Annotated in this window: 9 protein-coding genes; 1 reads left to right on the top strand and 8 read right to left on the bottom strand. The window is 63.4% G+C overall.

Features of this window, described 5'->3' with window-relative positions:
• The first annotated feature begins 1,072 nt into the window (after positions 1–1,072).
• Positions 1,073–1,831, top strand: coding sequence for a hypothetical protein (locus tag AB0I72_RS26930; protein ID WP_358573529.1), 759 nt, complete (start codon positions 1,073–1,075; stop codon positions 1,829–1,831).
• Between the two features lie 171 nt (positions 1,832–2,002).
• Here AB0I72_RS26930 and AB0I72_RS26925 read toward each other — a convergent pair whose 3' ends face one another.
• The 8 genes from AB0I72_RS26925 to AB0I72_RS26890 form a co-directional block, all read right to left on the bottom strand.
• Positions 2,003–5,077 (bottom strand): HsdR family type I site-specific deoxyribonuclease, encoded by a 3,075-nt coding sequence (locus tag AB0I72_RS26925; RefSeq protein WP_358573527.1) that lies wholly within the window; start codon positions 5,075–5,077, stop codon positions 2,003–2,005.
• Between the two features lie 2 nt (positions 5,078–5,079).
• A complete protein-coding gene (locus AB0I72_RS26920; RefSeq protein WP_358573525.1) occupies positions 5,080–6,288 on the bottom strand; it encodes a restriction endonuclease subunit S in 1,209 nt (402 codons plus the stop codon).
• A complete protein-coding gene (locus AB0I72_RS26915) occupies positions 6,281–8,101 on the bottom strand; it encodes a class I SAM-dependent DNA methyltransferase (protein WP_358573523.1) in 1,821 nt (606 codons plus the stop codon). Before AB0I72_RS26915 ends, AB0I72_RS26920 begins: the two co-directional genes overlap by 8 nt.
• A gap of 2 nt (positions 8,102–8,103) precedes the next feature.
• Positions 8,104–8,667: a sigma-70 family RNA polymerase sigma factor gene (locus AB0I72_RS26910; protein WP_358573520.1), complete on the bottom strand. Its 564-nt coding sequence runs from the start codon at positions 8,665–8,667 to the stop codon at positions 8,104–8,106.
• A 698-nt stretch (positions 8,668–9,365) separates the two neighbouring features.
• The gene (tyrS, locus tag AB0I72_RS26905; RefSeq protein ID WP_358573518.1) at positions 9,366–10,787 is read right to left on the bottom strand and encodes a tyrosine--tRNA ligase; all 1,422 of its coding nucleotides are present in this window, start codon (positions 10,785–10,787) and stop codon (positions 9,366–9,368) included.
• 81 nt (positions 10,788–10,868) lie between these two features.
• The gene (locus tag AB0I72_RS26900) at positions 10,869–11,924 is read right to left on the bottom strand and encodes a hypothetical protein (protein ID WP_358573516.1); all 1,056 of its coding nucleotides are present in this window, start codon (positions 11,922–11,924) and stop codon (positions 10,869–10,871) included.
• The gene (locus AB0I72_RS26895) at positions 11,921–12,943 is read right to left on the bottom strand and encodes an alcohol dehydrogenase catalytic domain-containing protein (protein WP_358573514.1); all 1,023 of its coding nucleotides are present in this window, start codon (positions 12,941–12,943) and stop codon (positions 11,921–11,923) included. Before AB0I72_RS26895 ends, AB0I72_RS26900 begins: the two co-directional genes overlap by 4 nt.
• Entirely contained in the window at positions 12,940–13,647 is a 708-nt protein-coding gene (locus AB0I72_RS26890; protein ID WP_358573512.1) for an HAD family hydrolase, read from the bottom strand. Before AB0I72_RS26890 ends, AB0I72_RS26895 begins: the two co-directional genes overlap by 4 nt.

Genomic DNA, 13,647 nt, shown 5'->3' with positions numbered 1-13,647 from the left:
CTGGTGCACCCCCGACAACGCGAAAGGCCCTGACCGCTGCGCGTTTGCGCTGGTCAGGGCCTTGTCGGCTCTGGGGTGAGTGACGGGACTTGAACTGTGGTCGGCAAGTGTCCTGACCTGCGAAAACACGAGAAGTTGCAGGTAGTGGGGGAGGTGGTTCCCTGGTTGTGCCGCGTTGCCCCGCGTTCCGCTGCGAGGTGTGCACCCTCCGGGTGCACACCTTCGGCCCGTCTGGTGCACCCTCAGGGGTGCATAGGGGGCCTGCCTCTACCATCTGAGAAGTCCGGTGATCTGGTGCCGTTACGTGTCATTTCGTGCCGTTTCGTACCACCCCCTCCGATCCACCGTGCTACCTGAGGCAGTGTGATGCCGCCTGGTGTCGTGTCAGTACGGAACTGAAGGGCACAAACGGAGCACACACGGGCTGCTGGCGGCGTCCGGTGGGAGCTCGTGAGGTTCTCGGTAGCTTTGGCTTGGAGTCCGCATCTCCAGCGCTCAAACCCACGTCTTCTCGGTGGTTCACGCTAAATGTCGGTGCCCACGACTACTGTCCCCTATGCGCGCGATCCAGCAAGATGACGAGGGAGTGGACATGGTGAACCCTGCGAGAACATGCCCCGAGTGTGGGGTGCAAGCAAGCGCCAATCGTGCAGGTAAGCCAGGTAGGTGCACGAGCTGTATTGATGGCGTCTTCCGGAAGTTTGGGATGAATCCTCTTGGTTCGCACATCAACTCCAAATCCCTGCGGTGCTACACATGTATCACCTGTGGGAAGCCCGGGGAGATCTCCTATGCGGAGATTCGGAACAAGCGGCCAGCCAGTGGGCTCTCTCACTGTGGGTGGTGTGTATCCCGAGAAGTCTTTGAGAGCAGATTGAAGTCAGATCCCTTAGTATGGGATATTACAGTTGAGCAAGCTGCGCGAATTGTCTTGGGTGATAGTTTTATTGCCCGGAATGAAGAGGGGAGGGTTCTGAGTGTTACTGGGCTGGCCGATCGGATGGAGTGTCCGTGGTCACTTGTCTCGGTAGAGTGCATCGTGTGCAATTCCACCCAACAGTGGAGTGCCACCATGAGTCTCGACCTCGCGGACAGGTCGGAGGGGAACTTCTGCTTCGGGTGTCTTTCTCGATCCACCGCTGAAGATCAGGATCGGTTCTTCGCGTACCATGGCCTAGTTCGGGACCATTCTGGCTATGCTAAGCTTGGCGACAAGGTCAGGGCTCATTGTGTCGATCCCGACTGTGGAGCTGAACGACTAATTTCGTTCAGTGAACTCGCCCGTGGCACCGCACCATGCTTGAGCTGTGCCGAGGCTGCAGACCCTGATTCCCCACACCTGGTATACAAGATCCGGTTTCCTGGGCTGCGTGCCTGGAAGATTGGCATCACAAATACCGAGGCGCGCCATGACCGTATTTCTGCCCATCTTGCTCGTGGTGGCGAGCTGTTCGAACTACACGAAGTTCCGAACAAGGAAGCCGCTCGAACGGTAGAGAGTCGAGTGCTCGAATATGTCAGAGACTTTCCAAGCGAGTGCGGGTCTCGAGACTTTCCACAGGGCGGATTCACCGAGACTTGGAGCATTGATGGCCCCGAGGTAGATCTGGGTAACCTTATTGCAAGCCTGGTCGAGAAAGAAGCTTCGGGTTTTGATCGGCTCCGTGGACTCCGGGAGTATTTTGCGGAGGAGCCTGTTCTCCTCGAGGAAGTTGCTGATTTTGTAAGTATGCGAACCATGGAAGTAGATGGAGAAGAAGTGCATATCCTTGGGCTTAGTGGTACTGAGGAACAGGTCCTGCGCAAGATTCGTGCCCGACGTTCAATCTAGCGAGGAACAGAACTCGTGTGTAGGCGTGCATCCTTTATAGTAGCGCTCGCTTTGGTAAACGGTGCTTGACGGCTCAGACCCTCAGATTCACCCCTCGGGCGACGGGTACAGCGGGCGCCTGAGGTCCGCAGCCCAGCGTCGGGCCACGGACCGCGTGCGCCGAAGCGGCTGTCAGTAGTTCTCCCGAACATACTTGTACGTCTTGTCGAACAGCTCGCCCTTCACAGGGAGCTTGTGCTTCTTCAGGAGACTTCGAAGTTCCCTGCGGACCCGCTTGTCACCGGCATCGCTCTTGGTCCAGCCGGTGTACGCTACCTGCGCGACGATAGAATCGATCTGTTCCACGATGTCGGGAATGATATTGTGCAGGCCAGGTGGGGTGTTCTCCTCGACGATCTGCGTAAGTGCGCCATGCTTGGGATCGGCAAGCTCTTCGAGCTCCTCTAGCCTGCCCTCCTTTGCCGCCCTGTCAGCAGCGACGACGTCTTGGGCGATCTTGAGGGCCTGCTCCAGGAAGGCCAGGGAGTCCTCGACGTTTGTGATGACCTTCTCACGAATCTTCTCGATCCGCTCCGCCAACGACCTGTACACAGGGCTGTCGGACTCCGCGAGGTTCCGTCTCAGCCGGGCCTCGATGCTGTCGAGGACCTCCTTGTAGACGTCTCCCGGATCCTTGTCCGAATGGTCGTCCTTGGGAATCTGCAGGTGTTCTGAGATTTGCTTGATCAGTTCCAGCCCGGCCGCGTCGAGAACGACGTTCTTCGTCACGTTTGCCCGAACCCGGACGTTGTCCATGTGGCCGTGAATCAGTCCGGTGGTCTTCGTGCCGAGGCGCTCCCACAGGAACGCCTTGGACACGTCCTTGGGGCGGATGGACTCGTACACCTTCGCCAGCCACAGGTACTGGGCCTTGAACGGCGTGAGCACCGGGTGCGGGTCAAGGAACTCCCACACCGCCTGCAGGGCGACGAACGTCTCGATGAACTCGGTCCGCTGGGGGGTGTCTTCCTTGATCCGCTCGTGGGCTTCGGCGAGCGCTTCGAATGAAGGATCGCCCGTGTCGATGCCGTCGAACAGTGCCATCATCCGGGTGAGGTCCTGGACGAACTTGCCGGTGAGCTGGGAGGCGTCGGTGACGTTGAGCCCTGTCCCCTGGTCGGCATCGGCCTTGGGACCGGCGACCGCTTCACCGATGGCCTTGGCCAGGCCAATGTAGTCAACGACCCTGCCGTATTCCTTGCGCTGCCCGGTGACCGGGTTCTTCCATGGCCGGTTGGGGCGGGTGATCGTCTGGAACAGGTTCGCACCCTTGGCAGGCTTGTCGAGGTAGAGGACCCCTTCGATGGGGGCGTTGAAGCCGGTCATCCACTTCGCGGTAACGACGACGAACGACAGCGGGTCGTCCACCTTCTTGAACCGTCGCTTGAGTGCCTCCTCCTGGGCCGGAGTGAGGATGTGCTTCTTCAGCTCTGCCGGTGTGTCTTTGGAGTTCGGCACGTGCATGACGACCCCGACTTCACGGGCCTTCCCATTCGGCATGCGAGCGCCTCGGCGCGCCAGTTCGGCCTCGATCGCTTGGGCGTAGGCGACGACGAGCCGCTGGTTGAACGCGACCACCTGGGCTTTCTGCCCAAGCGGGGCGACGTGTTCCAGGAAGTGGTCGACGATGTCCGCGCAGACGGCCGCGACCCGCTCCGGGTTGGACAAGACGGTCTCTATGTGGGAGGCCTTCCCGGACAGGTAGACCTTCTCGTCCTCGTCGAGGTCCTCCTCGGCGGCGAGCTGGTCGAAGGCTTCGTCCAGCTCCTCCTTGTCGAGGTCGAAGCCGACCGACCGGCCCTCCACGATCACCGGTTTGGTGAACCCATCCAGAATGGACTGTTCCGGGCTGTAGCGGGACATGATGAGGTCCGGGTCGGCGGGGTCGCCGAACACGCGGAAGGTGGACCGGTCTTTGTCCCGGATGGCGGTTCCGGTGGCACCGAAGAACTTCCCGTTGGGGATCGCGTCCCGCCACGCCTGACCCAGTCGGCCCTCCTGGGAGCGGTGGGCCTCATCGACGAGCACGATGATGTTCGACCGGTCGTTCAGGTGACCGGCCTCAGCGAACTTGTGAACCGTCGTGATGATGATCCCGGGATCGTCCTTGCGCAGCATCCTCCGCAGGTCGGTCCTCGACTCCGCTACCGCCATACGTGGCATACCGGCGGTCTCGAACATCTCCGCAGTCTGCCGGACCAGATCTCTCCGGTCCGCGATCACCACCACCGTCGGCGGGCCGCCGTAGAGTTCGACCACCTTCGCATCCCCCAGAACCCTGGCGGCCGCGAAGGCCATCAGCTCGGTCTTGCCTGACCCCTGGTGGTGCCAGATGAGACCGCCCCGGCCATTGGCCAGGACCTTGTCGTGAATCGCGAGCGCTGCCTCGAATTGCGGATAGCGCGGTAGGAGCTTCACGTCCGTCTCGGAGGCGTCCCGGGCGTGCCGGAACATCGCAAAGTCCTTCAGCATCGGCAGGACCGTCTTCGGAGCCAACAGCAGCCGGGCCGCCCGTTCGACCCGTGCCGGTGCCGTCATCTTGGCGGGATTGTCTGCGGTGGAGCCCCACGGCGCCCAGAACTCTGAGTCCGGGTCCGGGACCGTCCGGACCGGAGCCATCCGCAGCTCCAGCCCGTCGGTGGCCACCACGAACAGGTTCGGGGCGAAGAACCCCGGATACTCCTCCTCGTAGGTGCCATAGAGGTCCTTCGCGGCGTTCACCCACGACACTTGCTGCTTCACCGGTGTCTTCGTCTCCGCGACCACGAGCGGGAACCCGTTCACGTAGTAGACGACGTCCATGCGCCGGGGCTCCGCCGCGCCGGTGACCGTCACTTCATCGGCCACCGTGAGCCGGTTGCTGCCTGGGTTGTCGAAGTCGATGAACCGACGAGGCACGTGCCGACCGTCGACCGTCACGAACGAGTGGTTGCCCCGCAGCATCACGGTCAGCCTCTCGTTGGAGGCCACGAGCCCGTTCCTGGCCTCCAGGATCGCCTGCCCCACCTCCCGCAGCACCATGTCGGCCGATTCCGGGTCCTCGACCAGGTCCGGATTCAGTTTCAGCAGCGCTTCCCGCGCCCAAGGCTCGATGACCGCATTGTGCGTGTTCCTGGGCAGGTCGACGCCTCGAACGTGTTCCCACCCGGCGTCTTCGGCCCACTCGATCAGGGACTTTGGGATGGTGCTCGCTTCAGTGAAACTCACCGCTACGCACCCTTCTCCTTGACGAACTCGGCGAGGGCCCCGTCGACCTGGACCTCACGGGACAGCAGGGCGTTGACCAGACCAGAGCGAACGGCGCGGAGCCGGTCGATTTCGGTGCGAATCGCCTTGACGCTGGCAGCTACAGCGGCGCACTGATCCGCATATTCTTTCTGGTCTTCGAGCGAGGGGACGGGGACCAGTACTTTAGAAAATCCGGCCTTGTTGATTTTTCGCATAGATTGGCTGGTGCCAGAAGCAGTTGCTGTGACCCGTGCACGCAGACGCGAGGATGCGAACACATGCTCCAGGTAGTCGACTCGGACTTTCTCTGGGTCCGGGCGAAGTCGCCACATCAGGTCTGGCATATAGGTGTCACGCGGAACGTCCCTTGCCATGGCAACGTATCCCACGCGATCCGGAGTGTTCGAGCGCGTGATCAGAAGGTCACCTTCTTGGACAACGTGAGAGCCAGAGAACGGAGTGATGTCTTCGATGTACTTGCCTTCCGACGCGTCGAATGAACTCGGCCGGATGGCACTCAATTTGAGGATCCTCGGCTTCCCAATAACCGGAGTATCGCCCAACGCCCTCACACTCTTGCCGCTGTCGATACTGAAGAGCAGATCGCCGACATACCGCTCGGGGGCATCTGGTATCTCTGCCTGTATCTTTGCTAGGACTCGATCAAGCTGCCGTGCTTCTACCTCTGCTGAGCTGACCTTCCGGTCAACCGCGTCCACGACGGCGAGAATGCGCCGCTGCTCACCAATGGGAGGGAGGGGGATCTTCCACCCCTCAAAGTCGGCTTCCTTCCAGCGCGCTCTACCTTCGGAACCAGATCGAGAGTTTTCGATGGTCCTCAGGACGGTTTCCTGTTGAAAGTACAGCAAGAGGAACCGTGCCATCAGCCGCGCCGGGTTGGTTCGGTACAGGGGGAACTCGTTGGTGGCCAGTGCTCCGTCGAGTCTGTCAGGGACTACATCAAAGGCACCTTTGTGTGTGTCGATTCGATTGAAAACGAAGTCCCCCGCAGATGCGCGGTAGAGCCTCTTCGCCTTGATCGTCTTGGTGGTACCAACACCCCGATCATACGCGCCCTTGCCGTACCAGCGCACGCCCATTGTGCGGTACTCGACATCGTTGGCGAGTTGAACGATGTCCTTCCGCTGTGTTACGGCAGTCCCGGCTGGAACCCACTCCCACTCACTCATCGAAGCCCTCGATCCCGGCGGCGGTGAGCACCTGCAGCATGTGTTCCTCGGCTGCCATCCTGGCCGCCTTCGCGTCCTGGTAGGCGACAATGAGCGCCCCGAGGTCCTCCTGCTCCTCAGCGGCGATCCTGATGTAGCGGCCGACGTTGAGGTCGAACCCGTTCTTGGCGATCTCGTCCGCTGGCACCAGCCGGACGTTCGCCCCGCCTTCCCCGTCAGGGTCCTCGCCTGTCTTGTACGACTCGATGAGGGCCTTGATGTCCTCCGCCGACATCTGGTTCCGGTTCTTGCCCTTCACAAACCGGGCCGACCCGTCAACGAACAGAACGTGCTTCCTCCGGGTAGCTTCCTTCTTGGCCCGGAAGATCAGCAGGCACGCTGGGATCGACGTCGAGTAGAACAAGTTGGGTGGGAGGCCGACGACCGCGTCGAGGAGGTCCTTCTCGATGAGGGACTGTCGGATCCGCGCCTCGGCGCCGCCGCGGAACAGGGCACCGTGCGACATGACGACCCCGACCCGGCCGCTGCCCGACTTCATCGACGAGATCATGTGCTGGATGAAGGCGTAGTCGCCGTTCTTCGCCGGTGGTACACCGGCGAACGCTCGGGGGTCGCCTGACCAACGGTCGGCGCCCCAGTCGGCCAGTGAGAACGGTGGATTGGCGATCACTACGTCGAAGGTGCGGACCGCGCTCCGGGTGTCCTTGAACGCGGGGTGCCGGAGCGTGTCGCCGCGCTTGATGTCGAAGTCCTCGATCTCGTGCAGGAAGAGGTTCATCCGCGCGATCGATGAGGTTGTCAGGTTGACTTCCTGGCCGTACACGCGAAGCGGCCGGTGGTCCTTGTTTGCTTCGCGGATCTGGTTGATCGTCGCCACCAGCATGCCGCCCGATCCGCAGGTCGGGTCGTAGACCGACTCTTCCGGTTCAGGCTCTAGGATGCCGACGAGCAGGTTGACGACCTCGCGCGGAGTGAAGAACTCACCGGCCTTCTTGCCGGACTCGTCGGCGAAGTTCTTCAGCAGATACTCGTACCCGGCACCGAGGAGGTCGTGGGAGACAGTGGAGGGGTCGAGCTTGGTCTTGTCGAACGCCTTGATGAGGCCGAGCAGGGACCGCTCGGGGATCCGCTCCTGGTTGCCCCACGCGGCATCTCCGAAGATGCCTGACAGCCGCTTCAGGTTGGCATCCTCGATCCGCCGGAACGTCTTGGCAATCTCGGCACCGAGGTTGTCGATCTGGGTGGTGACCTCACCCCACAGGGTGCCTTCCGGCATATCGAAGCGGTGGTAGTCGGCTTCGAGCTCGTCGTCCAGGTCGCTTCCGTACGCTTCGATCGCCTGGTTGTGCTCGTACTCCCAGGTGTCGCTGATCCACTTCCAGAACAGCATGGGGAAGACGTAGGTCTTGAAGTCGGCCGGGTCGACCGGTCCGCGGAGCGCGTTCGCTGCGGCCCACAGGCGGGACTCGAACTCTTGCTGGGTGATGGTCACTGCTCGGGATCTTCCTAGGAGGCGGGTCGCCTCCATCTTGTCGGATAGCGCCGACAGTTTGAGCCCTTCCGTCGGTTTTGGTCCTCCTGCCAGCGCTGGCGGCGAGGATGAGGTTCCGCGCCGGAGACCTCGTCTGCTGTGGGTGTCATGGTTGAACACCCGCTCGTCGGTGGTCGTCCAGGACTTGATCTGGTCGAGGCCGGACTGGACGTCCAGTTCGTTCGCCAGAGCGTTGTGGGCGTTGACGGTGAACGCGTCGAGTACGGCATCGAGTTCGGCGTCGTTGAGTTCCTGCCTGGTTGGACGTCGCTCGTCAGGCATCGCTAGTCCTCCTTCCGACTGGCCAGGGCATGCCGAAGATTCCTGCGCGCCTTGTACAGGCTCGCGCGTACCGCACCCTGCGACTTCCCGAGGATCGAGGCGATCTCGGCCGGTTCGTATCCATCGAGAGTCCAGGCCATGACCTCGCGCTGGCCGGGTTTAAGTCGTCTGATCTCTGTAAGGATCCGTTGCTCCTGGTCGTGGATCTCGATCCGGCCGACAGCGGGGTCGGCTGGAGCTGTGCTCTCGACGATGGAGTCGGTGCAGGTCTCGTACCTTTGAAGTGTTGCGTGGCGCCGTTCGTAGGCCCGGCTGATACAGGTGCGTAGGTAGGCCCTGGGGAAGTCGATCGTGTCCCAGCGCGGATAGGCATCGGCGAACGCCTGTTGGGCGAGGTCGCGGGCGTCCTCCTTGCGAGCCCCGAGCATCATCGCGAACAGCACCAGCCCTGGCATGTCACGCTTGTACCAGTCTTCGAAGGAGACGGCTTGGGCGGGCGGTGGATCTGGTCGGTGGTTCTCTTCGTGCGGTCCGCTCTGATCGGACCGTGCGGAGTGCGTCGTCATGATCGGTGCTTTCCTGGCCTGCCCGGCTTTCTCGCCACGATGGATCAGGTATCGCCGCTGTGGACTGTGCCACCGACGCGTACATGCACTCCACCCCCGTCGTCGGTGTAGTTGCTGCCTTCTGGTAGCCGGTCGACTGCCAGGGCCAGCCGTTCACGCCGATACCGTTCGCGCACCCATGTGCTCAACCACGCCAGCGCCCGACCGGCCACGGCCAACGCGGAGACCAGGAGCACAACCTCCATGCTGGTTCCCTTCTCCGGGCGGGGCGGAGGCTTCGCGGCGCCTCCTTCGATACCCCTGCCCTTTTTATTAACCGAGAGCACGCTGAGGCCGAAGCGTTACCCCGTTCGCCGCATGGATTTGACCCTTGAAACGGCCCCGCTGGGGCGGCAAACAGCGGTGGTAGATCTCACGCGAGAAAGCTCTGTTCGTGCCGAGGGCGACGGGGTCTCTGGAGCGCTGGGATCGTCTTCCTGCCACTCCAGTGAGCGGAGGGCCGTTGCTGATGCTCGGCGGGTGTGTGCTGAGGTTGGTGCGGCCTGTGCTGGTGTGCCAGCTTCATCCTGACTGCGGCCACTGGGGCTTCAACGATAAGCCTGCAAGGAGGCTCTCGCCTCAGCCTGGTGTCGAACCCCACAAGCTTCCGCCTCGGTGCTCTGTGGCACCGAGGCTTCTAACCGCTCGTTAGATCCTGCTCACTGCTTCGAGCGTTCGATGCGGGCGACCTTGCGTCCGGCCTTGAGGTACACATCCGTCTCTTCCGACGGCTGCCCGGAGGAGGAGAGGGCCTTGTCCACGGCCTCGCTCAGCGGTCGCTGGACGTCGTCCTCTGCCAGGATCACGGCCTCCTGGCCTCCTGCCGTCTCGATGACGATGCGCAGGCCGTTCTGCTTGGCGATCCGTCGTGCGGCCGAGACACTGGGGGTGAACTCCAGGACTCGGGCGAGTACGGCACCGACCGTCTCACTGGTGGAGGCCGCGTCCACGACGGGGAGCGTGTCGATGTCACCGAACGAGCGACGAGAGAACTGGGCGGTGAACGCGGCTCGGGCCGACATCGCGGTCTCGACACCGTGAAGCGCGGCGACCGCCTCGCCCGCCAGGACCTTCTTCAGGTCCATCGGGTGCAGGGTCCCCTTCTCCACACGCGCGTTCACGGCGTTGATCTCCGCGTCGCTCCACTCGGTCCACGCGCGCAGGTAGGGGCTGACCAGTCGGTCGGGGATCGACATGACCTTGCCGAAGATGTCCTCGGGGGCGGCGCTCAGAGCGATGTAGTTGCCCATGCTCTTGCTCATCTTCTTGCCGGTGCCGTCGGTGCCCTCGATGAGCGGCATAGTGGCGACGAGCTGGGGCTTCTGGCCGGTGATCTCCATGACCTTGCGTCCCATCTGCATGTTGAGCAGTTGGTCCACACCGCCGAGTTCGATGTCGGCTTCGATCTTGACCGAGTCGATCGCCATGACCACGGAGTAGATGAACTCCGCTGTGCTCAACCCGTGCCCCTGCTCCAGACGTGTACGGAAGTCCTCGCGCTGCAGTGACATGGACACCGGGACCTGGGCCAGGATCTCGATCAGTTCGGGCAGCCGGACCTCGCTGAGCCAGGAGCTGTTGTGTCGGAAGTCGGCTCGGGTGAAGTCGAAGAACGGCGCGACCTGGTCGCGGTAGGTGGCCAGGTTGCGGGCGATGTCGGCGTCGGTCAGGGCGGGGCGGTCCCCCGACCTGCCGGAGGGGTCGCCGATCTTGGCGGTGATGTCGCCGATGATCAGCACGATGTGGTGCCCCATGCGCTGGAACCGGCTGAGAATGATCATGGGGACGGCGTGCCCCAGGTGGACGTCCGCGGATGTGGGGTCGATCCCCAGCTTGACGGTCAGGGGGCGACCTGCGGAGGCCACCTCCTCGATCTTCTCGCGCAGGTTCTCGACCGTGGGCAGGACGTCCACGGTGCGTCCAGCGATCAGTTCGGCCTGCTCTGCCGGGCTGAGGTCGGACAGGTCCAACCGCCGTCGGGCGACGGTCTCGGTGAGCAGCTCCTCGACGACCTTTTCGGAGGAAAGGTCCTGGTCGAGCAGGCCGAGGCTGTGGGATATCGAGTCACCGAGGCGTGTCATGGCGTCCTTACACAAAAGTCAGACGGGGGTTGATCGATCGTCGTCAAAGTCTATCGGGATGGGTTTCGCGGTCCGATCGGATTACGGCCACAGCTCTTTGACGTGCGCGAGGAACTCGATGAAGTGCTCCTTCTCTGTTTTCCACCGTGGTGTCCCTTCCGTGCAGGCTTGGTGGATGTCGAGAAGATCCTCGTATGAGGTGTAGGACATCTGGTACATGAGCTGGTAGACGGGGGAGAGGGCGGGGTTCTTGGCTTGGTCCGCTCTGACCAGGCGGCGGATCTCGTTGGTGGGGGTTTCGACGGTGATGCCGGATCCCGGGATGCTCTTGGAGGATTTCGGGTGTCCGTTGAAGCCCGTGGTGAGTCGTGTATAGATCGCAGATAGTATGAAATCTCCACATAGCGGGACATGTTGGTCAAAGCGTTCCGCCACACGTTGGGCGAAGCGCACGTACTTGTGCTCGTCGATGCCGAGCAGGACCAGGACGGCGTCGTGTGTCTGTCCCAGGGAGACGAAGTCTGCGGCCATGAGGGCGAGGGAGAGTCGACGACGGAACGTCATGGTCGGATCGACGAGTCCTCGGGCGGCGTAGTAGGCGTGGTTGTCCTCTTCGGCAGTGTCGAAGTCGGCGTCCTCGGCGTAGCGGCCCAGCAGGTACATAGTCGTCAGGGCTTCGGCGTGTCCGGTCTGGTCACGGAGCACGCCGGTTGCGGTGTCGAAGCCGAGGCGGGTGGCGAACGTCCGGAACCGCTCGGCGAGCTCGCGGGTGTAGCCGTAGGAACGCGTGCGGCCGTTGTAGGCGTCCAGATCCCCCAGGACGATCTGACAGCGTTCCCCGCCCTGTTGGAGGCGGACCATTTTCATGATCTGCGACGTGCTGGCCATGTGGGGTGGTCCCGACATGCCGAACCCCGTGGTGACGATCCGCCGGTGTGGGGCGGTTGCGATGAACTGATTGGCCCTGTGATGGCACAGGTACCGCAGGTTCAGTTCGTCGTGTTTCATACCGGCGAGGGCGAAGTCGAACCGCTGGAGGTCGAAGGTGCTGTATCCGAACCTCTCGACGAGGGTCCGGTAGTACTCCTCGGAGTAGAAAACGGTGGAGGCAGGAGCCGTGGGGGTGGGTTCGGTCATCGTTGCGCAGCGCTTTCGGTGGTGAGTATGGCTTTGAGGGGACGGGCGCGGTCGTGCCCGCTCATACGGGCCAGGGCGGTGGGCAGGACACGTAGGGGGAAGAGTGCGCGGGTGAGCGGCGCGGCCCAGGAGGGACACGGAGCGAGAAGGCCGAGCGCCTCAGTGAAGTCGTCACGGCAGAAGGAGAACGAGCCGCTGATGGTCAGGGAGCGCCGGAAGACGTCCCGCAGGTCCCGCCGGAGGCGGACCCCGGGGTCGTAGGCGTTCTGCACGAGCACGTGACCACCGTCGCGTACCAACGCGATCGCCAGATCCAGCGGCTGGTTGGTGTGTCCGCTGGCGGCGTCCACGACTGCGTCGAACCCTGGGTTCGAGCTGTCGGGCACCGGGCGGATGAGGGCGCTGAGGCGTCCGTTCAACGCTCCCAGCCGGGAGGGGGCGCGTACGAGCAGGGTGACGTCCCAGCCGATGTGCGCCGCGTAGGCCGCGGTGCAGATCGCCACGGCGCCCGAGCCGATCACCCCGAGGCGAGCAGGGGGCACTGTGGCCAGACCACAGCGGACGCCGTGGACCGCGACGGCCATGGGGTCAGCGAGGACCCCGTTCCGGAGCCCTTCCCCGCCTGGGACTTCGACCACCTGGCCGACGGGGGTGGTGAGGTACTCGGCGAACCCGCCGGGCAGATCCCAGCCCACACGCCGCAGGCCAGGACACAGATGGGTGTCGCCAGTGGCGCATCTTCCGCATCGGGTGCAGGGGATGAGGGGGTTCACGACCACGGGGCGTGGTGGGGAGGTTCCCAGATCCCACCCCGCGATCTCATGTCCCGGACACCAGGCACGGCCGGGTGAGGGGATGGGGGCACGGGTGAGCTTGGCGAGGTCACTGCCGCAGATTCCGGAGTAGGCGACCTTGACGAGGGTCTCGCTGGCGTCTGGTTCCGGGCGCTCCTGCCGCACCCATTCCAGGCTGCCACCGGACACGTTCCACGCACCCATCCGGGCGCGAGCGCGCCTCACGTCGTCTCCTCGGGCAGCAATGGGAATCCGAGGAGTTCCTCGACGCCGGGGATGCATGGTCCGTCCCAGGGGCGCTCTCCGTAGGCCAGGCTCCCTGGGCCGCCCCGCCTGTGCACGCGCACGGCGCGCATCCCCGCTCGGGTGGCACCCCACAGTTCGTCACCGCCACCGTCACCGCAGTACAGGAGTCGCCTGGCCGCCAGCGCCAGACCCTGGACACAGCGTTCGTAAAGTCCCGCATCGGGTTTGACGGACCGGGCCACGCAGCTGAACGTGGCGAAGTCAACGAGAGGGAACAAGGAGGAGCGCGGCCAGGCATGGGCGATGTCGGCGGACGCGTCGCTGAGCACGGCGATCCTCAAACCGTGGGAGCGCAGCTTCTGGAGGGCGGTGATGACGCCATCGTCCGCCTCCAACCGCGAAGCCGCCTGGCTTGCGAGCAACCGGGCCAGCTTCGAAGCCGATCCGGGCGCCCCGGACTGCACGGCGAGGTAGTCGGCGAGCGTGTCAAGGGTGGGAAGCGTGCCGTCGTGCCGCTGGGGCCAGCTCTCGACCAGGAGCTGTTCAACCATGCAGGGAAGGGCTCCGGTCACTGTGGCGATCTCTCTGGCGGCGGCCTGGCGATCATCGATCGTCGGCGCGGCGACGAGCGTGCCGAACAGGTCGAAAACGATTCCCCGCCGCTGGCGTGGCTGATGTGTCAC

The organism is Nocardiopsis sp. NPDC049922, from assembly GCF_040660275.1.
Classification (GTDB): domain Bacteria; phylum Actinomycetota; class Actinomycetes; order Streptosporangiales; family Streptosporangiaceae; genus Nocardiopsis.
Note: the sequence above shows the minus strand (reverse complement) of the source record. Positions and strands in the feature narration are given on the sequence as shown.